Source organism: Candidatus Thiothrix putei (assembly GCA_029972225.1).
Lineage (GTDB): Bacteria > Pseudomonadota > Gammaproteobacteria > Thiotrichales > Thiotrichaceae > Thiothrix > Thiothrix putei.
Genome location: CP124756.1, coordinates 2,584,422 through 2,605,980, shown reverse-complemented (window position 1 = coordinate 2,605,980; position 21,559 = coordinate 2,584,422). Strand labels below are relative to the sequence as shown.

Sequence of the window (21,559 nt, the reverse complement as noted above, 5' to 3'; positions counted from 1 at the left end):
TTATGAGCAACCCAATCAATTCAACCACGAACGATTCCGTCAAAGCGGTATTGGCAGCAGGCGGCAAAAAAACCTCCCAAGGCAACAAGGGCAAGTGGCTATTAGCATTACTGGTCGCGGGGCTAGTGTCAGGCGGCGCGGGCTATTACTTCATGGGGCAATCGCAAACCAAAAGCCAAGCCAGCTATAAACCCCCCCCCGCCAAAACCGGCAATCTCAGCGTCACGGTGACGGCAACGGGTAATTTAAAACCCAAGAACCAAGTCGACATTGGCACGGAACTGTCGGGTACGGTCGATGATGTTTTGGTCGACGCTAACGCCGTGGTGACAAAAGGTCAAAAGTTAGCAAGCCTAAACACCACGCAGTTGCAAGACACGATTACCAAAGGCAAAGCCTCGCTGGCTTCCGCGCAAGCCAAAGTCAAACAATCAGCCGCCAGCGTCAAAGAAGCGCGTACCAAGCTCAACCGTTTACGAGAGTTGTACAGCGCCTCCGGCGGTAAATTGCCCGCTAAATCCGAGTTGGATACCGCCGAAGCGACGCTGGAACGCTCCCAAGCTGATGCCGAAGTCGCCAAAACCACCGTGACTTCTGCCACTGCTGAATTGCGCTCTTCCGAAACCAATCTCGGCAAAGCCACGATCACTTCACCGATTAACGGCGTAGTGTTGACCCGCACCGTCGAACCGGGGCAAACCGTCGCCTCGTCCTTGTCTGCCCCAACTTTGTTCACACTGGCAGAAGATTTGGCACAAATGGAAGTCGAAGTCGGCGTGGATGAAGCCGATGTTGGGCAAGTCAAAGCTGGGCAAAAAGCCGAATTCAGCGTGGACGCATGGCCGGGGCGCAAATACCCCGCCGAAATTACCCGCGTCAGTCTGGGGGCGGATACTTCTGAAAATGTGGTGTCCTACCTCACCGTGCTGGCGGTGCAAAACACCGACCTGACCTTGCGTCCCGGCATGACCGCCACCGCCACCATCAAGACCGAAGCACGGGAAAATGTGCTGCTCATTCCCAATACTGCCCTGCGCTTTACCCCCGTGGTGGCGGCTGCACCTGTTGCGGCGAGTGCCAATAGCAGCTTCATTTCACAATTGATGCCCCGTCCTCCGGGTATGGGGACAGCCAAAAAACGCCCCAACGGCACATCACCCGTCGCCAGCCCCGATGGAATGCAAAAAATCTGGGTACTGGACAACAACGCGCCCGTAGCAGTCGAAGTCAAAACCGGCATTAGCGATGGTAAACAAACCGAAATTGTCAGCGGCGACTTGAAAGCAGGAATGGCGGTGATCACCGAAAGCACAGGCGGTACAACAGGTGGTAAGCCATGAGTGCGTTAATCGAATTACGCGGCATCACCAAAATCTACGGGCAAGGGCAGGCGAGTTTCAAGGCGCTGGATGGTGTCGATATGACCATTGAGCAAGGCGATTTTGTCGCCATCATGGGGCCGAGCGGTTCAGGCAAATCCTCCGCGATGAATATTCTGGGCTGTTTGGATGTCCCCAGCGGCGGTGAATATTTGTTCCGCGATGTGCATGTGGAACAGTTGTCGCGCAACGAACGCGCGTTGTTGCGGCGGCATTATCTGGGCTTTGTGTTCCAAGGCTTCAACCTGTTGGCGCGGACTTCCGCACAGGAAAATGTGGAATTGCCGCTGCTGTATCGGGGCGAATCCACCGCAGCGCGGCATATTGCTGCTCAAGCCGCATTGAAACAAGTGGGGCTGGAAGGCTGGGGGCATCATACCCCCGCAGAACTGTCCGGCGGGCAACAGCAACGGGTAGCGATTGCACGGGCGTTAGTCACTAACCCGACCATTTTGCTGGCGGATGAGCCGACCGGCAATCTCGACACCAAAACCAGCAACGAAATCATGGCATTACTCACCGACCTGAACGAAAACAAAGGCATTACCGTGCTCATGGTGACGCACGAACCGGATATGGCGGAATACGCCAAACGCATCATCCACTTCGTTGACGGTAATATCGACAGCGACGTGCGCAAACGGGAGATCACCTGATGTTATGGAGCAGCTTTTTACTCGCCCTGCGCGAAATCCGCCGCAATTTATTGCGTTCCTTCCTGACGATTTTGGGGATTGTGATTGGCGTATACCAGTCCGTGCCATAAAATAGTTTTTTTGATCAGGGAAATATGGTTAGATGACTGGTAACAAAAGCAGCCATGAGTAATGTATGACATTAAAAATCACTTTCACTGAGGATGAGATAGCGGAGCTGTTCTACTGGAAGGAGCGCCATCCTCATCCCAGAGTCCGTAAGAAAATGTCCGTGCTGTACCTGAAATCCCAACAGTTGACGCATAAGGAAATCAAACGATTGGAAAGGATTACAGAAGCCACGCTGCTTGCCTACCTAAACGCCTACCTACAACCTAACGGTTTAGAAGCTCTTAAAGAAATACGATTCAATAAACCACAGAGTGATTTGATGGCATATAAAGACAAGATTGAAGCCTATTTTCGTGAATATCCCCCCGCAACCAGCAAGGCGGCAGCCGCTAAGATTGAGGAGCTGACAGGCATCAAACGCAGTGAGGACAGGGTACGTGTCTTTATGAAGAAAATAGGGATGGACATCCATAAAGTGGGGATGATACCCGCCAAAGCTGATGTGGAAGCACAAGAAAAGTTCCTGGAAAATGAACTAAAACCGCGCATTCAGGAGGCTAAGGAGGGCAAACGCGCCCTTTTTTTGTCGATGCCGCCCACTTCGTGTTAGCACCGTTTCTGGGGTTTTTGTGGTCATTTTCCCGCGTATTCATCAAAGCCCCCTGTGGTCGACAACGCTACAACGTATTGGGCGCACTCAATGCGATAACGCTACAACTCATCACGATCACTAACGACTCCTATATCAACGCTAACAGCGTGTGTGAATTATTGGAAAAAATTGCAGCGTTAGCACTCAAAATACCGATCACTTTGGTCTTGGATAATGCCAAGTATCAACGCTGTGAAGCCGTGTTTGCCTGTGCGAAAAGGCTCAATATTGAACTATTATTTTTACCGACCTATTCACCCAACCTCAATCTGATTGAACGGTTGTGGAAGTTCGTCAAGAAAAAATGCTTGTACTCGAAATACTATGATAAGTTTCCCGCTTTCAAGGCGGCCATCACCAACTGTCTCGACAAGCTGGATACCGATCACAAGAAAGAACTGACCCAGTTGATGACAACAAATTTTCAAACCTTTAAAAATGTTCAGGTCTTGACGCTGTAAGGTATATCTGCTGTGATCACGATGGTAACGCTGGGCAATGGCGCAACCCAAGCGGTGAAAAATCAGGTATCCAGCCTTGGCAGCAACCTACTACAAATCCGTAACGGGCAACGCATGATGGGGCCACCGGGCGGCGGCGGTGGCGGCGGTTCACCACCGTTTTCGCTGGAAGATGTCGCTGCGATTCGCAGTCAGATTACTGGGCTTGCAGCCGTTGCACCAGAAGTGAGCAAGAGCGCCACGGTCGTTTCCATGTCAAACAACTGGTCAACCAGCGTGACGGGTTCAACCAACGATTTCTTTATTGCCGGAAGTTGGAAGCTGGCATCCGGGCGCACTTTCAGCGAGGCAGAAGAAAAAGCAGGGCAAACGGTGTGTTTGATCGGGGAAACCATTCGCCGCGAATTGTTTGGCACGCAACAGCCCGTGGGTGAGAGCTTGCGGGTGAATAACTTTTCCTGCGAAATCATCGGCATTTTGGTATCCAAAGGGCAAGCGTCGATGGGGCGTGATCAGGATGATACGGTGATTATGCCGATCAAAGCGGTGCAACGGCGTTTGACCGGCAATCAGAACGTGTCCAGCATTCAGGTGTCGGTCGAGGACGAAAACGACATTACCAGCGTCAAAGAGCAATTGACCAACTTGATGCGCGAACGCCGCAGATTGGGGGATGATAAGGACGACAATTTCAATGTGCAGGATACGCGCCAGATTGCCGAAGCCTTGTCCGGCACGACGCAAGTGATGACTACATTGCTGGCAGCGGTGGCTTCGGTCAGCTTGTTGGTCGGTGGGATTGGCATTATGAATATTATGCTGGTGTCCGTGACCGAACGTACCCGCGAAATCGGTATCCGGCTGGCGATTGGGGCGTTGGAACGTGAAGTGTTGCTGCAATTTTTGATCGAAGCGGTGGTACTGGCGTCCCTTGGCGGCTTGATCGGGATTGGGTTGGCAACGCTGGCATCCATCGGCTTGTCGCAGGTGATGAATGTGCCGTATACCTTCAACGTGGGCATTAATTTGTTGTCGTTTGTGTTTTCGGCAGGTATTGGTGTGTTGTTTGGGTACATGCCTGCGAAACGGGCGGCGCGGCTAGACCCGATTGATGCATTGCGCCACGAGTGAGCGAATAGCGTAAAGTTTGATGGGTTGAAGCGTGAAATTCATTCTATAGTATGTGCTCATGATGATTGTGGTTAGGCGCTAAGTGCTATAAAGGAGGTTCACATGTTACGCAAAGCAGCGCTGTTGCTTGCCAGCATGGTTACGATAGGGTGGGTATCGGTCGCGATGGCGGCTGATTCAGCGGTTCAGGGCAATTTGCTGGAAGCGGCTGATACCAAAGCCAGCGGTGAATATGCTTTTTCTCAATGTCGCCAGTTACAGGGCGAGCCTTTTGATGCACGGAGCAACCAGAAAAAAGCGGTGATTGTGGGTGATAGCTATGCTTGTGATTTCATCAACAGTGTACAAGAAAATGGTTATTTGAAAGATTACCAAATTCGTCTGCGTTTTATTCCGTATAACTGCCAAACGGTTTCAGGTGAGGATGCTGCTAAGTTTATTGAAGCTAAAGACCGTGCCTTTTGTGCTAAACCAGAGCGTGCTGATAGCTTGGAACGTGCTAAAGCCCAGATACAGGAAGCCGATTTAGTGATTTTTGCATCACGTTGGAAGCCAGCGATAGCTGCTGCATTACCACAAACGCTGCACCAATTGGGTTTGACGCCACAGCAGAAAGTGGTGGTGGTCGGGAGTAAGTTTTTCGGCAAAATCTCGGTGAGGCAATACCTGCGAATGCCTGCCAATGAATTAAAAACATTGCAAAATGAAGTGGATGCTGAAGAGGCAAAAGCAATTAATGCGGTATTGGCAAAGCAATTGGATAAAGACGTGGCTTTTATTGACCCTCATGCCTTGCTGTGCGGTGATGACACCAGTTGCCCGTTGTTTACCGATGACCTGAATCTGATTTCGTATGATGGGCGGCATTTGACCAAGGAAGGAGCGCGTTATGTTGGTAAGGTATTGTTCCAACATTCGGTGCTTAGGCAAATGTGAGGAAAAATCCACATTTCCTGCATGACCTTTGCACGTGATTCGGGCAGAATCGCGGCTTCGATTTGTGGAAACCAACCTGAACTATGAGCCGTTTGTTGCGTTCCGGTGCTGTGATCAGTGCCATGACTATGATTTCCCGTGTGTTGGGCTTGTTACGCGATATGATTGTTGCCCGCTATTTTCCGGTAGATGGGGCAACGGATGCGTTTTATGTGGCGTTCAGGATTCCTAATCTGTTGCGCCGTTTGTTTGCTGAAGGGGCTTTTTCATTGGCTTTCGTGCCGGTGCTGTCGGAGTACAAAGAGAAACGGGATCGTGCCGCGCTTAAGGATTTGATTGATCATGTGGCGGGGTATTTGGCACTGATTCTGCTAGTGATTACGGTGATCGGCGTGGTTGCCGCGCCTGTGGTGATGTGGGTGTTTGCGCCAGGGTTTGAGAGCAAGCCGAGTGCCCGCCCTGATTTAGCCGTAGAGATGCTGCGGATTACGTTTCCCTATATTTTGTTCATTTCGCTGACAGCGTTTGTCAGTGGCATTTTGAATGCTTTCCATAAGTTTGCGATACCTGCATTAACGCCTGCTTTGCTCAATGTGGTGATGATTGCGGCGGCGGTCTGGGGTGCGCCGTATTTTGATGAACCTATCATGGCATTGGCGTGGGGCGTGTTTTTTGCGGGACTGGCACAATTGGTGTTTCAGTTACCGACCTTGACACGGTTGGGTTTGTTACCGCGTTTGCGGTTGCGTAAAGCCCATGAGGGAGTTGGTCGGATAATGAAACTGATGATTCCTACCTTGTTTGGTTCGTCGGTGGCGCAATTAAATTTATTGATTAATACCTTGCTGGCATCGTTTTTGGCGGTGGGCAGCATTTCGTGGCTGTATTATTCCGACCGTTTTGTGGAATTGCCGTTGGCGATCGTGGGCGTGGCGTTGGGTACGGTGATTTTGCCAAAGCTGTCGAGCGATCACGCCAAAGCGGATGCAACACAATTTCGGCATACGATGGATTGGGCATTGCGGTTAGGGTTGTTGATTTCCTTGCCTGCTACGCTGGGTTTGGTGTTGCTGGCAAAGCCGATTCTGGCAACCGTGATGATGCACGGTGAATTTGCTTGGCGAGATGTGCAAATGTCATCCTTGAGCTTAATGACTTACGCGGTGGGTTTGAGCGGTTTCATTTTGGTGAAGGTGCTTGCCCCCGGTTTCTATTCGCGGCAGGACACGCGCACACCCGTGAAAATCGGCATGATCTCGATCGTTGCGAATATGGCGTTGAACGTGTTGATCGTCTTGCCTTGGTATTTTTCGGGCATAGCAGGGGCGCACGCCGGTTTAGCGTTGGCAACTGCGTTGGCGGGGTATGTGAATGCGGGTTTATTGTTCTACCATTTACGCAAACAGCATATCTTTGACCCTGAAAAAGGTTGGAGCGTGTTTCTGAGCAAAATTGGTGCGGCATGTGTGGCAATGGGGGGGGCAGTTTGGTTGGCCTCACCTAATGATATGTGGTGGCAAACCGCGACGGTGTGGCTTAAAGTGAGTTGGCTCACAGGTTTAATTGGGTTGGCACTTGCCAGTTATTTTGTAACCTTGCGCTTGCTGGGAATGCCGTTTAGGCAAATGCTGGGGCGCTGAAACTTTTTTCTCTGGTACACTTCGCGCAAGTGTCAAAATACATCCTATAGGAATCTATAATGAAAAAGTTAGTTACACTGCTGTCTGTTCCCGTTGTTTTGCTGGTCGCGTGGGGCGGCACGAATTGGTATGTGGGGCAGCAGACTGAAACGTCGTTGAAACACTTCATCGAACAGCAAAATCAAGCGTCTGCACAAAGCGGCATCAAACAAGAATTAGTCAGTTACGAAAAAAGTGCGTTTGGTGCTAAAGCTGTTACTAAGTTGATTATTGATGTGCCACCATTGAGTGGCTTGGGTGAAATTCAATTTATCAACGATATTACCAATGGCCCCGTGTTTGTGGGGGGGACTAGTCCGGTTCAATTTGGCACGGCGCGTATTCACACTCAGTTGGATATGGAGTCGTTGGAGGCTGAGCAGCGTCAATGGCTGACCACTGCGTTTGATGGCAAGCCACCGCTGGAAGGCAATACTGTCATTGGTTTTGGTGGCAGTACCGATTACGACTTCCTTATCAATCCACTCAAAGTCGACCAAGATGGCACGACTGCGTTGCTGGAAAGCATGACGCTATCCGGTACCTCGGCAGCGGATATGACCGGCAATATCAAGTTGCAAGCAGGCAAAATCGAGATTAAAGATGCAACTGCCCAATTTACCCTGCCTTCCCTGCAAATGGATGGTGACATTACCGGCATGATCGGTGGGCAAGCGTTGGGAACCTTTGATCTCAAGATGCCGGGGGTTTCTATCTTAGCGGAAGATACAACCGTACCGGTGAGTTTTGATCTGGCGATGCAGTCTGACAGCGGTGTGGCTGATAATGCCTTGTCAGGTAAAGTTGCGCTGCAAGCGACGAATATTCAGGGCGTAGACGATGCGCTCAGTAAGCTTGATTTCAAACTCGATGTCAGTGGTCTGGATGTGGCTGGCGTACAAGAACTAGGCAAGCTACAAGTCGAGTCGCAAAGCATCCAGAACCAAATGCTGTGGAGCGGCGAAGCCACCGAAACCCCAGAAGGTCAGCAAAAGCAGCAGGCGTTAATGACTCAACTGACCGATACCACGGGCAAAGTTGTTGAAACGTTGTTCGGTAAAGTGCTGAAAACGGACAAAAGCCGCGTACACAGTACCCTCTTGGCAGAAAGTGCTAAAGGTAAGCTGAATGCCGATATTGATCTTACTTACACCGGTAAAGAAGCTCCCGATCTGATGGCGCTTGCTGGTTATGCTCCGAATGAATGGGCGAAGATGCTGAAGGGTAAAATGACCCTGGATGCGGATAAAGCTATGCTGCCCCCCGGTACTGAAATGTTGTTGACCCCGTTGAGTGAACAAGGTCTGCTCAAGCTGGAAGGTGAGAAAATCATGAGTGTGGTCGAACTTGCCGGTGAAAACGTTACCCTCAATGGTCAACAAATGCCTTTTGCTGATTTCATCAATAAACTCGCGCCAGCAGGCATGGAGTCAGGTATGCCGGAAGAGGGCGGTGATCCTAATATGGGTATCCCGGATGACTTGATGCAAAAGATCGAGGCAGAGGGTCTCACGCCAGAAATCATGCAATTACTGGAAGAAAGCGATGATGTACCTAAAGAAACCATTGAAATCATGAAGCAATTGCAACAAATGCAACAGCAACTAGGCGTTGAGGGTTTACCCGAAACGGAACCAGCGCCTAAGGCAGACGATAAAAAGGAGTAACGGATAATGGCGGAAAATGCAACCTCCCCCTATATTTTTGAAGCAACCCCGCAGAACTTTCAGCAGATTATGGAAAGTTCCTACCAAGTACCAATCTTGGTAGATTTTTGGGCTGATTGGTGTCAGCCGTGCAAGATGTTGCTGCCGATTTTGATTAAATTGGTGAATGAGTACCAAGGTGGTTTTCTGTTAGTCAAGGTCAACAGCGACCAACAACAGCAACTTGCAGCGCAGTTTGGTGTGCGTAATTTGCCTACCGTCAAAATCATTAAAGATGGCAGGATTGTGGATGAGTTCATGGGGGTACAGCCGGAGGCAGACATTCGTAAACTCATTGATCGCCATCGGGTGCGCAAGACGGAACCTTACCGTCAGCAAGCCTTAGAAATGTACAATAACGGTGATTTGGTGGGTGCAACTCAACTGATGGAACAGGTGCTTCAGCATGAACCGGATTTCCACGAAGCGGCGATTGAACTCGCCGGTATGTTGATCCAGCAAGCGCGTGTGGATGAGGCCGAAGCCCTGTTGCAGGCAATTCCTCCCGCAGCGGTTGATAATCAAGTGATTAGTCAGCTTCTGGCTGACGTGAAACGTGCCAAGTTGCAGGCGCAAGTGGTGGGGGTAGATACCTCAGCACTCGAACAGCAATTAGCCGCGAACCCTGATGATCTGGCGACCATGTTAGAGTTAGCCAAAATTCGGATTGCACTGGATGAAATCGAAGCCGGTTTGGAGTTGTATTTCACGGTTCACAAGAAAGATAGCAACTTTCAAGACGGTGCTGGCAAAAAAGGTTTATTCAGCACGTTTGACCTGATCGGTGGTAGCAATCCTTTGGTGAAAAAGTATCGCAATAAGTTGTTTGCGCTACTTTATTGAGCCATCTGCTATTTGTTATGCCTATTTTGGGCAAAAGTTGCCGTTTGCCCTTGAAATCTTCAAACTAAACCCTACTTTCCACGGCGAAATGATTTTTATCGCCGTGGAGTAGCACAATGAATGATCCCAAAGACAATAACCTGCAAGACGCAGCGACAAACGATAACGCAGCAGCCGTGACTGATGTCATGGATATCGAGCCGTTAAACACCGAAGAACTACAAGCTGAACTCGATAAAGCCAAAGCCGAAGCTGCGGATAACTACGAACAATTACTGCGCTCTCAAGCTGAACTGGCTAATCAGCGCCGTCGGGCAGAAAAGCAAATCGAAGATGCTCATAAATATGCAGCTCAAAAATTCCTCGAATCCATTATTCCCGTTATTGATAGCCTGGAAATGGGGATGCAAGCACAGGGTGATATTGAGCAAATCCGTGAAGGGATGCAACTGACGCTTAAGCAATTCGAGACCGTCATGGGCAAATTCAATATTGAAGCTGTCGGCAAACCCGGTGATGCATTCAACCCTGAGCATCATCAAGCTATGTCCATGCAGCCACACCCGGACTTTGATAACAACACGGTATCGATGGTGATGCAAAAAGGTTATTTGCTGAATGGGCGTGTAGTACGTCCGGCAATGGTAATGGTTTGTAAAAAATAAAGATTTAAAGATTTTGTCACCTTGGCTCTTGAAAACGGGCGGATAACCCCACATAAACAAGCCAATTGTGAAAACTTTCAAAGATAAAGAATTCTGGAGATAGATTATGGGAAAGATTATTGGCATTGACTTGGGTACAACCAACTCTTGTGTAGCTGTCATGGATGGCGACAAACCGAGAGTGATTGAAAACTCAGAAGGCGACCGTACCACGCCTTCCATTATCGCCTTCATGGATGACGAAGTGCTGGTCGGTCAAACTGCCAAGCGCCAAGCGGTCACGAACCCGGAAAATACCCTGTACGCCATCAAGCGTTTGATCGGTCGCCGTTTCCAAGAGGATGCGGTGCAAAAAGACATTAAGCTCGTACCCTATAAAATCATCAAAGCGGACAATGGTGATGCATGGGTAGATGTACGTGGCAAGAAAATGGCTCCGCCAGAAATTTCGGCGCGTGTGTTGATGAAGATGAAAAAGACCGCTGAAGACTACTTGGGCGAACCGGTAACTGAAGCAGTGATTACGGTTCCTGCGTACTTCAACGACTCGCAACGTCAGGCGACTAAAGATGCCGGTAAAATCGCCGGGCTGGAAGTTAAGCGTATTATCAATGAGCCAACGGCAGCGGCGTTGGCTTACGGGATGGACAAATCCAAAGGCGACAGCAAAATCGCGGTCTATGACTTAGGTGGCGGTACCTTCGACGTATCCATCATCGAAATTGCGGATGTCGATGGCGAAATGCAGTTTGAAGTACTGTCTACCAACGGTGACACCTTCCTCGGTGGTGAAGACTTCGACATGCGCTTGATCGACTATCTGGCAGATGAGTTCCGCAAAACCAGTGGTATTGATCTGAAAGGTGATCCACTGGCGATGCAGCGTCTGAAAGATGCGGCTGAAAAAGCCAAGATCGAATTGTCTACCAGCCAGCAAAGTGATGTGAATCTGCCATACATTACCGCTGATGCCACAGGGCCAAAGCACTTGAACATCAAGGTTAGCCGCGCTAAGTTGGAATCATTAGTGGATGATTTGATCAGTCGCACCATTGAGCCGTGCAAGGTGGCTTTGAAAGATGCTGGTTTATCGGCTTCTCAGATCAGTGATGTGATTCTGGTTGGTGGACAAACCCGTATGCCGAAAGTACAGGAAGCTGTTAAAAACTTCTTTGGCAAAGAACCACGTAAAGACGTGAATCCTGATGAAGCAGTTGCGGTGGGTGCAGCGATTCAAGGTGGTGTTTTGAGCGGTGGTGTCAAAGACATCCTGTTGTTGGATGTTACGCCACTGTCATTGGGTATCGAAACCCTTGGTGGTGTCATGACTAAGCTGATCACTAAGAACACCACGATTCCGACCAAGGCATCACAAGTGTTCTCAACAGCGGATGACAATCAAACGGCGGTTACTGTGCATGTATTGCAAGGTGAGCGTGAAATGGCACGTGATAATAAGTCACTGGGTCGTTTCGATTTGCAAGACATTCCGCCAGCACCACGTGGTATGCCGCAAATTGAGGTTACTTTCGATATTGATGCAAATGGTATTCTCAATGTGGGTGCGAAGGATAAAGCCACCGGTAAACAACAAACTATCGTAATCAAAGCCTCTTCTGGGTTATCGGATGCTGAAGTCGAGCAAATGGTTAAAGATGCGGAAGCTCATGCGGAAGAAGACCGTAAGCAACGTGAGCTGGTGGATGCCCGTAACCAAGCAGATAGTATGATTCATGGCACTGAAAAGTCGTTGAAGGAGTACGGTGATAAAGTACCGGGTGCTGACCGTGCCAACATCGAATCGTTGATTAGTGAATTGCGTGATGCTGTCAAAGGTGACAATAAAGATGTGATTGAGCGCAAGTCTGAAGCACTGATGGAAGCCTCCGGCAAATTGATGCAAGCAATGTCAGGTCAAGCCGATAGTGGGGCTGCTGGTGCGGGTGCACAACAAGCAGGCGGCAAACCGGGCGACGATGACATCGTGGATGCCGAGTTTGAAGAAGTCGACGGCAAAAAGTAATCTAGCTATCTTCTAAAAAGCAGGCGCAGCGGGATTTTCCTGCTGTGCCTGATTTTGTCTAAGCAGGAACCGAATTTATGTCTAAGCGGGATTATTACGAAGTCCTTGGTGTGCAAAAAAATGTCAGCGAAGATGACCTGAAAAAGGCATTTCGGCGCTTAGCGATGAAGTATCATCCTGACCGTAACCCTGACAATGCAGAAGCTGAAGCCAAATTCAAAGAAACCAAAGAAGCTTACGAAGTGCTTAACGATCCGCAAAAGCGTGCTGCTTATGATCAGTTTGGTCATGCCGGTGTCGACCAGTCCGGAGGGTTTGGTGGTGGTCGCGGTGGTGCGCAAGGTGGTTTTGGTGATGTCTTCGAGGATATTTTCGGTGATATCTTCGGTGGTGGACGTGGCGGCAGAGGTGGTGGCGGTGCGAACCGTGCTTACCGTGGTAGCGACCTGCAATATAACCTTGAATTAACGCTGGAAGATGCCGTATTCGGCACAACGACTGATATTCGCGTGCCTTCCTTGCAAAATTGTGAAACGTGTAATGGCAGTGGGGCGAAACCGGGTACGCATCCGCAAACTTGCCCAACCTGTCATGGCAGTGGTCAAGTGCGGATTCAGCAAGGTTTCTTTGCTATCCAGCAGACTTGTCCGCATTGTCACGGCAAAGGCAAAATCATTGCAGACCCTTGCCCTGACTGTCACGGTCAAGGCCGTAAAGAAAAGCAGAAAACCCTGTCAGTGCGGATTCCTGCGGGGGTGGACAATGGCGATCGGGTACGCTTAGCAGGCGAAGGTGAAGCCGGTGTCAATGGTGGGCCAGCCGGTGATTTGTACGTGCAAGTATTCGTCAAGCCACACGATTTATTCCAGCGCGAAGGCGACAATTTGCATTGTGAAGTGCCGATTCGCTTCACCACCGCAGCCATTGGTGGCGAGCTTGAAGTACCAACGCTGGATGGCAACCGCGTTAGCCTGAAGATTCCAGCGGAAACGCAAACCGGCAAACAGTTCCGCTTGCGCAACAAAGGCGTAAAATCGGTGCGCAGCGCTGCTGTCGGTGATTTGATTTGCCGTGTCGTGGTCGAAACGCCGGTGAATTTGACCAAACGGCAGCGTGAATTGTTGGAAGAATTGGATGCTACCTTTGTGCATGGCGGCAAAAAACACAGCCCGCAAGAACACGGCTGGTTGGACAAAGCAAAAGGTTTCGTCAAAGACTTGTTTGAAGGTGACAAATAATGACTAGGATTGCCATCGTAGGCGCGGCGGGGCGCATGGGCAAAGCGTTGATCGAAGCGTGTGCGCAAACCGACGGCTTGGAACTGACGGTTGCTACGGAACAACCTGCCAGTTCGCTGATTGGGGCGGATGCAGGCGAAGTCGCGGGCATTGGCAAAAATGGTGTGCTCATTGCGCCAACGTTAGATGATGCGGCGAACGATTTCGATGTATTGATCGACTTTACGCGCCCTGAGCCATGCTTGCTGCATCTGAATTGGTGTGTTGCCAAAGGCAAAAAAATTGTCATTGGCACGACGGGTTTTGATGACAATGGCAAAGCTGCTATCGCCAAAGCTGCCGAGCAAATCGCGGTGGTATTTGCGCCGAATATGAGTGTTGGCGTGAATTTATGCCTGAAGTTGCTGGATATGGCAGCACGAGTGCTGGGCGATACCGTCGACATTGAGATTATGGAAGCACATCATCGCCACAAGGTCGATGCGCCTTCCGGCACGGCGTTGCGCATGGGCGAAGTGGTGGCGAATGCACTGGGGCGTGATCTGAAAGAATGCGCGGTTTATGGGCGCGAAGGCGTGACTGGCGAACGTGAGCGCCAAACCATTGGATTTGCCACGGTACGTGCTGGCGATGTGGTCGGTGATCACACGGTATTGTTTGCCGATGTGGGTGAACGGGTGGAAATTACCCATAAAGCGTCCAGCCGGATGACGTTTGCGAAAGGCGCAGTACGTGCTGCTGGTTGGCTTGATGACAAATCATCTGGCTTGTTTGATATGCAGGATGTATTAGGGTTGAAGTGATGCAAACGACTCCGGTAAAACTGTGGGATTTGCCGACACGCCTGTTCCACTGGACTCTAGTGATCGGTATTGGTTTTTCGTGGTTTTGTGCGGAAACCGGCGGTAACTGGATGGTGTGGCACGAGCGCAGCGGTATTTTTCTGCTCGCGCTGGTGCTGTTTCGGGTTGTCTGGGGCTTTATTGGGAGTGATACCGCCCAGTTTCGGCAATTTCTGACGTCGCCGGTGCAAGCGTTGGCGCATTTGCGTGATTGGCGGAGCAGGGCAACGGCGTTTCATGCCGGGCATAATCCGTTGGGGGCGTGGATGGTGATGGTATTGTTGCTGGCAGTGTTGGCACAAGCGGCTACCGGTTTATTTGCTACCGACGATATTATGACCGAAGGGCCGTTGATGGGCTTGGTATCGGGTAAAACCGCAGAGTCACTGACTTCTATCCATCATTTCACTTTCAATATCATCTTGTTACTAGCAGCGGTGCATGTTACGGCTGTTTTATTTTACCGTTTCTATAAGCGTACTAATCTGATTAAGGCAATGGTCGTCGGTAAAGTCGACTGGCCTGCACAGCAGCCCCAACCTACGCATTTGGCATTCAAACCTGCATGGTTGGGAATCCTAGTTTTTGCCATTGTCTATGCAAGTGTCGTGGGTGGAATTGCCTTTCTTGCGAAATTATAAGACGCGTTATGCGCAATGTTGATATAGATCATTAGCAATTATTAATATACTTAACTAAGATACTCTCCATTGACTATTGTGTGACTTTATCGTGATCGCCTCACGGTGAGTGGAGAGTAAGATGAATTATGAAACCTTCTTAGAGCAATTGAGTACTGAAGAAATATCTGCCGTCATTGGGGCGTTGGTGGGGCTTACCTTCGGTATTTTTGCACAGCAAAGCCGCTTTTGTTTGCGTGCTGCTTGTGTGGAGTTCTGGCGCGGTCAAACCGGTAAAAAGTTTGCCATTTGGTTGCTGGCGTTTGGTGCTGCAATGCTGGCTACACAGTATTTTATTGAAATGGGGGCGATTGATACCGGTCAAATTCGGCAATTGAATAATGCCGGGTCTATGTCGGGTGCAATTATCGGTGGTTTGTTGTTTGGTGGGGGCATGGTGTTAGCGGGCGGTTGTGCCAGCCGTTTACTGGTGTTATCAGCGACTGGCAATATGCGCACGATGGTGGCAGGGCTGGTCGTGACGATTGTGGCACAAGCTTCTTTGACCGGTGGGCTATCGCCGTTGCGTGAGGAAATATCGTCTTGGTGGTTGGTGGATGGTAATTCACGTAGTTTTTCGGCGTGGTTGCCACCGTATGGTGGACTGCTGTTGGGTGCGGCTTTTCTGCTGTTTGCATTGTGGTTTGCCAAGCGTCATGAGGTTAACAAGTGGTGGAGCATTGCTGCAATGGTGACAGGTTTGTCTGTTGCCTTGGGGTGGTTGTTGACCAGTTGGCAGGCGAGTAATTCGTTTGACATTGTGCAGGTGCAGAGTGTTAGTTTCACTGGGCCTTCAGCCGATACCTTGATGGGCTTGATTAATCAACCTTACTTGCCGCTCAATTTCAATGTTGGATTAGTGCCTGGGGTTTTCCTTGGTTCGCTGCTGGCGGCGCTGGTGACTCGTGAGTTTAAATGGCAACAGTTTACGCAAGATAGCGGTTTTACCCGTTTCTTCATCGGCGCAGTCTTGATGGGGTTCGGTGGGATGTTAGCAGGCGGTTGTGCGGTCGGTGCTGGCGTTACCGGTGGGGTCATGTTGGTCATCACGGCTTGGGTTGCACTGTTTAGCATGTGGATTGGTGCTGGCGTGATGGATTGGGTGGTAGACCGTAAGGCGGATGAACTTAAAGCCGCCGCAGAAGCAGCACGGTTAGCAACAGAAAATATGCCGGAGTTTGCCCAAGCTCCCGATTTAGTACGGGTCAACTGAGCCTTCCTGAAAGCCTCCCCAAATCAGGGGAGGCTGTAGGCGTTTCTTAATCTTTTTTGTATTCTTTGTGGCAAGCTTTGCAAGACTCGCCGACTTTACCAAATTGGGGTTTGATGGCGGCAATGTCTCCACCTTTGGCAACTTCAGCTAAAGCAGCCGCTTCAACTTGGAAGGTTTCCATTTTCTTTTTGAAATCATCAGCATTGAGTTCAATTTCAGGTTTGGCTTCGGTTTCACCTTCATAACTGCCTGCGATAAAGCCATTAGCAGGGAATTTGCTCAGCGCTGCTACTGCATCCGCATTTTTGGCAAATTCAGCCGCATTGAATTCCATTTCACCTTTGACCATAGCACCCATTGGGCCGAAATGGTGTTTGATCATGGTGAATGCGCCTTGACGGTAGTCAATCGCTGCTTCTGCTGGAGATTTCTCATCTGCCATGACGTTAGTGACAACGGCAAAACCGATGGCAGCAATAGCAATGGCTAGGGTTTTTTGTAACAGGTTCATCTGTTCGCTCCTTCAATTATTTATTCGTAAACGGTGTCGTTAGACAGCGCATCATCGCAATTTGTGCCGCAGCTTTTCAATAAAAGCGTAGGAAAGTGAGTAATAGTTGTAAATCGGCGTTAATGTGCCATTGAAGGTGCGTTTGAAGCGGTTGATGCCTTGCATGGTAGGGTCAGTCGCATCTAATGCGTATCCGCCCCAGTCATACGTATGAAATCCCATGGCTTTGAAATACCGCATTCCCTGCCAATGCAGGCAACGATTAGCAAAACCCATGGAGCGGCGCATATCCGCATCATCATTATGCTGTTGGGTACTGGCTGAAATGAGTAGATTGGTTACGCCCATGGTTGCGGATAACAAATAAAAGTGACAAATAATAGCCTTGCCTTCATGCTCAACACTGAAAATACGGTAATTCTCACTGCCGATAGCCGTAGCATCTTCTGGTGTAAATAATGAGAGGCCACGAGCCTGCGCAAAGGCATTATAAAGGGGTATAAACTGCTCTAAGGGTGTGTTGAGGTTGAGATCAAAGCATTTTTCTTGCTCACAACGCCGAATTTGGTTACGGGTATCTTTGGGAAAGTTTTGGAAAATCGTGACTTCATCAGGTTTAAGATCGGTCAGTAGGGTATGGCGGTATTCGGTTTGGAATAGGCGCGGCTTTTCTGAAGTAAAACAGTCCATATAAGCTGTTGGTAATAAAGTGTCTCGCCATGTAGGTTTTATGGTGTGTGCAAAATAGTATTTTCGGATTGGAATGCCATAATGGTGATGCTGAACGCGCATGATACTAGCCGCTAATTATTTTAATGTTGGGCGGAACTATACTACATTTACCTTCATGTGTATAATCTACGCCTTTTTACCAACCATTAATCTGGAGCCTAGGCGAATATGTCTCTGAGTGCAGAAGTTAAGGCCGGTGTTGTTGCACAATACCGCCAATCAGACACAGATACCGGGTCCCCGGAAGTGCAAGTTGCGCTGTTAACAGCGCGGATTCAGCATCTGACGGACCATTTTGCAACCCACAAGCATGACCACCATTCCCGTCGCGGGTTGTTGGCAATGGTAAGTCAGCGTCGTAAGATGTTGGATTACTTGAAGCGTAAAGATCTGGCGCGTTATCAAGCGCTGATTTCCAGCTTGGGTCTGCGTCGCTAAGTCGGGGCAACCACTCCAAAACACCGCCATTGTGCGGTGTTTTGTTATGTAAGAACTGATCGTTTACTATCATTCGTCGCGCAGGAAGGTTGTTGATAAAGGTTTGTATCACGCTCACTTCCGAATCTTTATCAACAGCCTGCCCGTGACACTCCATTTGCAATTGTAATAACACCTATCAAAGGAACGCCCAACGTCATGGCAAAAATCACCAAGACTTTCCAATACGGCAATAACACCGTCACTATCGAAACCGGCGAAATCGCCAAACAAGCCACCGCCGCCGTCATGATCACAATGGATGACACCAGCGTGCTGGTCACTGTCGTTGGCAGCAAAGAAACTGTGCCCGGTCGCGATTTCTTCCCAATGACGGTTGATTACCAAGAAAAATTTTACGCAGCCGGTCGCATCCCCGGTGGTTTCTTCAAGCGTGAAGCGCGTGCTACCGAAGAAGAAACGCTGGTGGCACGTTTGATCGACCGTCCATTGCGTCCGCTGTTCCCAGAAGGCTTCACTCACGAAGTGCAATTGATTGCCACCGTGGTTTCCATGAACCCTTCTGTCAGCGCTGACATTCCGGCGTTACTGGGTGCATCAGCGGTCATGGCACTTTCCGGTATGCCTTTCCAAGGCCCTATCGGTGCCGCTCGCGTGGGCTACCGTGACGGCGGCTATTTGCTGAATCCATCCAAAGAAGACTTGCTCACGTCGGATTTGGATCTGGTGATTGCAGGCACGGATTGTGCCGTGCTGATGGTTGAATCTGAGGCGAATGAACTCAGCGAAGACGTGATGTTGGGCGCGGTGATGTTCGGTCACGAACAAATGCAAGTTGCTATTAACGCCATCAAAGAATTGGCGGCTGAAGTGGCTACCCCCGCATGGGATTGGACTGCACCGGTAGCCAATACCGCATTGGCAGATGCAGTAGAAGCGGCTTGTTCGGCGGATCTGGTTGAAGCCTTCCAAATCGCTGACAAGCAAGCGCGTTATGCCCGTATCCATGAAGTGCAGAATGCGCTGATTGAGAAACTGGCAGCGAAAGAGGGCGAAGAGGGCTTCACGGCTGACGAAATCAAAGGCGAATTCAAAAACGCTGAAAAGAAAGTCGTGCGCGGCAGCATCCTTGATGGCAAACCACGTATTGATGGTCGCACCCTAGATACCGTGCGTAAAATTACCGTGCGTGTTGGCGTATTGCCGCGTGCCCACGGTTCCGCGCTGTTCACGCGTGGCGAAACACAGGCATTGGTTGTGACCACGTTGGGTACAGAACGCGATGCACAGGTGATCGACGCGATTACTGGCGAATACAAAGATAACTTCCTGTTTAATTACAACTTCCCGCCGTACAGCGTGGGTGAAATCGGTCGTTTCGGTTCACCTAAGCGTCGTGAAATTGGTCATGGTCGTCTTGCCAAGCGTGGCGTGAAGGCGATGGTGCCGACTACTGACGATTTCCCTTACACCATTCGTTGCGTGTCTGAAATCACTGAATCCAACGGCTCTAGCTCGATGGCGAGTGTGTGCGGTAGTTCCTTGTCGATGATGGACGCAGGCGTGCCGTTGAAAGCTCCTGTGGCGGGTATCGCGATGGGCTTGATCAAGGAAGGCGAGCGTTTCGCGGTATTGTCCGACATCCTTGGTGATGAGGATCACCTTGGCGATATGGACTTTAAAGTAGCAGGTTCCGCTGACGGTATTACCGCGCTGCAAATGGACATCAAAATCACCGGCATTACCAAAGAAATCATGCAGCAAGCCTTGGTACAAGCCAAAGCGGGGCGTTTGTATATCTTGGGTGAAATGGCGAAAGGGCTGGAAGCGCCGCGTGATGAAGTATCCGAATACGCACCACGTTATGTCACCATGAAAATCAACCCGGACAAAATCCGCGAAGTCATCGGTAAAGGTGGCGAAACCATCCGTGCTATTACCGCTGCGACTGGCGCAAGTGTTGACATCAACGACGAAGGTTTCATCAAGATTGCGGCAATTGATGCGAAAGCAGCTTACGAAGCTCGCAGCATGATCGAAGCGATTACTGCCGAAGTCGAACTCAACAAGGTTTACACCGGTAAAGTCGTGCGTCTGATGGACTTCGGTGCATTTGTCACCATTCTGCCGGGCAAAGACGGTTTGCTGCATATTTCACAAATCAGCGATGAGCGTGTCGAGCGCGTGACCGATTTCGTCAATGAAGGCGATACGGTTAAAGTCAAAGTCATCGAAATCGACCGCCAAGGTCGGATGCGCTTGAGCATGAAAGCGGTGGGCGAAGGCGAGTAAGTTTTCTTCGCCTCGTTAATACTCAGCAAAAGACCCTACGGGGTCTTTTGTGTTTTTAGTGTCGACAATGTGACGTTTTTTCAATTGATCTTACACATAAAAAACCCTATAATGTCGACAATTAATAAGATTAGTCAAAAGCTAAGGATGTGTGCAGATGAGCAGTGAAATTCTGACCCCGGTACTGCCGGAATCCGTCGCCGACGCTACCGTGGTAACATGGAGCAAGAAAGTCGGTGACAGTGTCAAACAGGATGAAGTACTGGTTGAAATCGAAACAGACAAAGTGGTACTGGAAGTACCTGCTCCTGCTGATGGTGTCCTCACCGAAATAGTCCAACAAGCGGGTGCAACCGTCATTAGCAGCCAGTTGTTGGGTCGTATGACCGTTGGCGCAGTTGCCGCTGCTCCAAAAGCCGAAGCAGCTCCTGTGGTTTCTGCTCCAGCAGCAAGCACTGAACCACAAACCGCTCCCGCTGCCCGCAAACTGATGGCAGAAAACAACCTCACTGCTGCTGATGTTGACGGTTCTGGCAAGCAAGGCCGTATCCTCAAAGAAGACGTGCAAGCCGCTGTTGCCGCGAAACCTGCTGCCGCACCAGCTCCTGTTGCTGCTCCAGTCGCCGCCGCACCTGCACCAACTGTTGCCGTTACTGCTTCCGGTGCTCGCATGGAACAGCGCGTTCCCATGACCCGCCTCCGCGCCCGCATCGCCGAACGCCTGATGTACGCCAAGCAATCCACTGCGATGCTGACTACCTTCAACGAAATCGACATGAAGCCGTTGATGGATCTGCGTACTGAATACAAAGACGCATTCGAGAAAAAACACAAAGCGAAACTGGGCTTTATGTCTCTGTTCGTGAAAGCAGCCGCTGTCGCGCTGCAACGTTTCCCTGAAGTCAATGCCTCGATTGATGGCAATGACATTGTTTACCACGGCTTCTGCGATATTGGGATTGCCGTGTCATCTGATCGCGGACTAGTCGTGCCTATCCTGCGCAACACTGAAAACATGGGTCTGGCTGACATCGAATCCGGCATTGCTGGTTACGCTGCTAAAGCCCGTGAAGGTAAGCTGGATATGAACGATCTGACTGGTGGTACGTTCACTATAACCAACGGGGGCGTTTTTGGGTCGTTGCTATCAACCCCAATTCTAAACCCTCCTCAAAGCGCGATTCTGGGGATGCACGCGATCCAGAAGCGCCCTGTCGTTGTCAATGATCAGATCGTTATTCGCCCGATGATGTATGTGGCTCTCTCGTATGACCACCGCATCGTCGACGGTCAAGGTGCTGTTACCTTCCTCAAAACCATCAAGGAATTGGTTGAAAATCCGGTTCGCTTGGTGTTGGATGTTTGAGGTAG

At 50.0% G+C, this 21,559-nt stretch carries 18 protein-coding genes and 1 pseudogene; 17 read left to right on the top strand and 2 right to left on the bottom strand.

Annotation, left to right across the window (positions count from 1 at the left end; genetic code table 11):
- Nucleotides 1–2 precede the first annotated feature (2 nt).
- The 14 genes and pseudogenes from QJT81_13380 to QJT81_13315 all read left to right on the top strand — a co-directional run bounded on the left by QJT81_13380 (nucleotide 3) and on the right by QJT81_13315 (nucleotide 16,215).
- A complete protein-coding gene (locus QJT81_13380) occupies nucleotides 3–1,340 on the top strand; it encodes an efflux RND transporter periplasmic adaptor subunit (GenBank protein ID WGZ92827.1) in 1,338 nt (445 codons plus the stop codon).
- Nucleotides 1,337–2,035, top strand: coding sequence for an ABC transporter ATP-binding protein (locus tag QJT81_13375; GenBank protein ID WGZ92826.1), 699 nt, complete (start codon nucleotides 1,337–1,339; stop codon nucleotides 2,033–2,035). Before QJT81_13380 ends, QJT81_13375 begins: the two co-directional genes overlap by 4 nt.
- 175 nt (nucleotides 2,036–2,210) lie before the next feature.
- Nucleotides 2,211–3,259 (top strand): annotated as a pseudogene (locus QJT81_13370) (IS630 family transposase).
- A 21-nt stretch (nucleotides 3,260–3,280) separates the two neighbouring features.
- The gene (locus QJT81_13365) at nucleotides 3,281–4,390 is read left to right on the top strand and encodes an ABC transporter permease (GenBank protein WGZ96489.1); all 1,110 of its coding nucleotides are present in this window, start codon (nucleotides 3,281–3,283) and stop codon (nucleotides 4,388–4,390) included.
- Nucleotides 4,391–4,492: 102 nt separating this feature from the next.
- Nucleotides 4,493–5,326 carry an SGNH hydrolase domain-containing protein gene (locus QJT81_13360; protein ID WGZ92825.1) on the top strand — a complete coding sequence of 278 codons (834 nt, stop codon included), beginning with the start codon at nucleotides 4,493–4,495 and terminating at the stop codon, nucleotides 5,324–5,326.
- 83 nt (nucleotides 5,327–5,409) lie between these two features.
- Nucleotides 5,410–6,966, top strand: coding sequence for a murein biosynthesis integral membrane protein MurJ (gene murJ, locus QJT81_13355; protein WGZ92824.1), 1,557 nt, complete (start codon nucleotides 5,410–5,412; stop codon nucleotides 6,964–6,966).
- A 59-nt stretch (nucleotides 6,967–7,025) separates the two neighbouring features.
- On the top strand, nucleotides 7,026–8,672 hold the full coding sequence (locus QJT81_13350) for a DUF945 family protein (protein WGZ92823.1): 1,647 nt from the start codon (nucleotides 7,026–7,028) through the stop codon (nucleotides 8,670–8,672).
- Nucleotides 8,673–8,678: 6 nt separating this feature from the next.
- A complete protein-coding gene (locus QJT81_13345) occupies nucleotides 8,679–9,554 on the top strand; it encodes a tetratricopeptide repeat protein (protein WGZ92822.1) in 876 nt (291 codons plus the stop codon).
- A gap of 116 nt (nucleotides 9,555–9,670) precedes the next feature.
- A complete protein-coding gene (gene grpE / locus QJT81_13340) occupies nucleotides 9,671–10,219 on the top strand; it encodes a nucleotide exchange factor GrpE (protein ID WGZ92821.1) in 549 nt (182 codons plus the stop codon).
- Between the two features lie 106 nt (nucleotides 10,220–10,325).
- Nucleotides 10,326–12,242 (top strand): molecular chaperone DnaK, encoded by a 1,917-nt coding sequence (dnaK, locus tag QJT81_13335; GenBank protein ID WGZ92820.1) that lies wholly within the window; start codon nucleotides 10,326–10,328, stop codon nucleotides 12,240–12,242.
- 77 nt (nucleotides 12,243–12,319) lie between these two features.
- Nucleotides 12,320–13,480, top strand: a complete 1,161-nt coding sequence (gene dnaJ, locus QJT81_13330; GenBank protein WGZ92819.1) for a molecular chaperone DnaJ — start codon at nucleotides 12,320–12,322, stop codon at nucleotides 13,478–13,480.
- Nucleotides 13,480–14,283 (top strand): 4-hydroxy-tetrahydrodipicolinate reductase, encoded by an 804-nt coding sequence (gene dapB / locus QJT81_13325; GenBank protein ID WGZ92818.1) that lies wholly within the window; start codon nucleotides 13,480–13,482, stop codon nucleotides 14,281–14,283. Before dnaJ ends, dapB begins: the two co-directional genes overlap by 1 nt.
- Nucleotides 14,283–14,963, top strand: a complete 681-nt coding sequence (locus QJT81_13320) for a cytochrome b/b6 domain-containing protein (GenBank protein ID WGZ92817.1) — start codon at nucleotides 14,283–14,285, stop codon at nucleotides 14,961–14,963. Before dapB ends, QJT81_13320 begins: the two co-directional genes overlap by 1 nt.
- Nucleotides 14,964–15,084: 121 nt before the next feature.
- Nucleotides 15,085–16,215, top strand: coding sequence for a YeeE/YedE family protein (locus tag QJT81_13315; GenBank protein ID WGZ92816.1), 1,131 nt, complete (start codon nucleotides 15,085–15,087; stop codon nucleotides 16,213–16,215).
- Between the two features lie 46 nt (nucleotides 16,216–16,261).
- On the opposite strand, the gene QJT81_13310 is transcribed toward QJT81_13315, so the two are convergent.
- Together QJT81_13310 and QJT81_13305 are read right to left on the bottom strand one after the other, a co-directional pair.
- Complete coding sequence (locus tag QJT81_13310) at nucleotides 16,262–16,726, bottom strand: cytochrome c (protein ID WGZ92815.1); 465 nt, start codon at nucleotides 16,724–16,726, stop codon at nucleotides 16,262–16,264.
- 51 nt (nucleotides 16,727–16,777) lie between these two features.
- Complete coding sequence (locus QJT81_13305) at nucleotides 16,778–17,416, bottom strand: hypothetical protein (protein WGZ92814.1); 639 nt, start codon at nucleotides 17,414–17,416, stop codon at nucleotides 16,778–16,780.
- Between the two features lie 210 nt (nucleotides 17,417–17,626).
- On the opposite strand from QJT81_13305, the gene rpsO reads away from it, so the two are divergent.
- From rpsO to odhB, 3 genes are all read left to right on the top strand, one after another.
- The gene (gene rpsO, locus QJT81_13300) at nucleotides 17,627–17,896 is read left to right on the top strand and encodes a 30S ribosomal protein S15 (GenBank protein ID WGZ92813.1); all 270 of its coding nucleotides are present in this window, start codon (nucleotides 17,627–17,629) and stop codon (nucleotides 17,894–17,896) included.
- 198 nt (nucleotides 17,897–18,094) lie between these two features.
- Nucleotides 18,095–20,188, top strand: coding sequence for a polyribonucleotide nucleotidyltransferase (gene pnp, locus QJT81_13295; GenBank protein WGZ92812.1), 2,094 nt, complete (start codon nucleotides 18,095–18,097; stop codon nucleotides 20,186–20,188).
- A 157-nt stretch (nucleotides 20,189–20,345) separates the two neighbouring features.
- Complete coding sequence (gene odhB / locus QJT81_13290; protein ID WGZ92811.1) at nucleotides 20,346–21,554, top strand: 2-oxoglutarate dehydrogenase complex dihydrolipoyllysine-residue succinyltransferase; 1,209 nt, start codon at nucleotides 20,346–20,348, stop codon at nucleotides 21,552–21,554.
- Nucleotides 21,555–21,559: the final 5 nt, after the last annotated feature.

Excerpts from the sequence above, each read along its gene's own strand:
- rpsO (WGZ92813.1), top strand. The coding sequence starts at position 17,627 with ATGTCTCTGAGTGCAGAAGTTAAGGCCGGTGTTGTTGCACAATACCGC.
- QJT81_13380 (WGZ92827.1), top strand. The coding sequence starts at position 3 with ATGAGCAACCCAATCAATTCAACCACGAACGATTCCGTCAAAGCGGTA.
- dnaK (WGZ92820.1), top strand. The coding sequence starts at position 10,326 with ATGGGAAAGATTATTGGCATTGACTTGGGTACAACCAACTCTTGTGTA.
- dapB (WGZ92818.1), top strand. The coding sequence starts at position 13,480 with ATGACTAGGATTGCCATCGTAGGCGCGGCGGGGCGCATGGGCAAAGCG.
- QJT81_13305 (WGZ92814.1), bottom strand. The coding sequence starts at position 17,416 with ATGGACTGTTTTACTTCAGAAAAGCCGCGCCTATTCCAAACCGAATAC.
- QJT81_13360 (WGZ92825.1), top strand. The coding sequence starts at position 4,493 with ATGTTACGCAAAGCAGCGCTGTTGCTTGCCAGCATGGTTACGATAGGG.
- dnaJ (WGZ92819.1), top strand. The coding sequence starts at position 12,320 with ATGTCTAAGCGGGATTATTACGAAGTCCTTGGTGTGCAAAAAAATGTC.
- QJT81_13315 (WGZ92816.1), top strand. The coding sequence starts at position 15,085 with ATGAATTATGAAACCTTCTTAGAGCAATTGAGTACTGAAGAAATATCT.
- odhB (WGZ92811.1), top strand. The coding sequence starts at position 20,346 with ATGAGCAGTGAAATTCTGACCCCGGTACTGCCGGAATCCGTCGCCGAC.
- pnp (WGZ92812.1), top strand. The coding sequence starts at position 18,095 with ATGGCAAAAATCACCAAGACTTTCCAATACGGCAATAACACCGTCACT.
- QJT81_13345 (WGZ92822.1), top strand. The coding sequence starts at position 8,679 with ATGGCGGAAAATGCAACCTCCCCCTATATTTTTGAAGCAACCCCGCAG.
- grpE (WGZ92821.1), top strand. The coding sequence starts at position 9,671 with ATGAATGATCCCAAAGACAATAACCTGCAAGACGCAGCGACAAACGAT.
- QJT81_13375 (WGZ92826.1), top strand. The coding sequence starts at position 1,337 with ATGAGTGCGTTAATCGAATTACGCGGCATCACCAAAATCTACGGGCAA.
- QJT81_13350 (WGZ92823.1), top strand. The coding sequence starts at position 7,026 with ATGAAAAAGTTAGTTACACTGCTGTCTGTTCCCGTTGTTTTGCTGGTC.
- QJT81_13310 (WGZ92815.1), bottom strand. The coding sequence starts at position 16,726 with ATGAACCTGTTACAAAAAACCCTAGCCATTGCTATTGCTGCCATCGGT.
- QJT81_13320 (WGZ92817.1), top strand. The coding sequence starts at position 14,283 with ATGCAAACGACTCCGGTAAAACTGTGGGATTTGCCGACACGCCTGTTC.
- QJT81_13365 (WGZ96489.1), top strand. The coding sequence starts at position 3,281 with ATGGTAACGCTGGGCAATGGCGCAACCCAAGCGGTGAAAAATCAGGTA.
- murJ (WGZ92824.1), top strand. The coding sequence starts at position 5,410 with ATGAGCCGTTTGTTGCGTTCCGGTGCTGTGATCAGTGCCATGACTATG.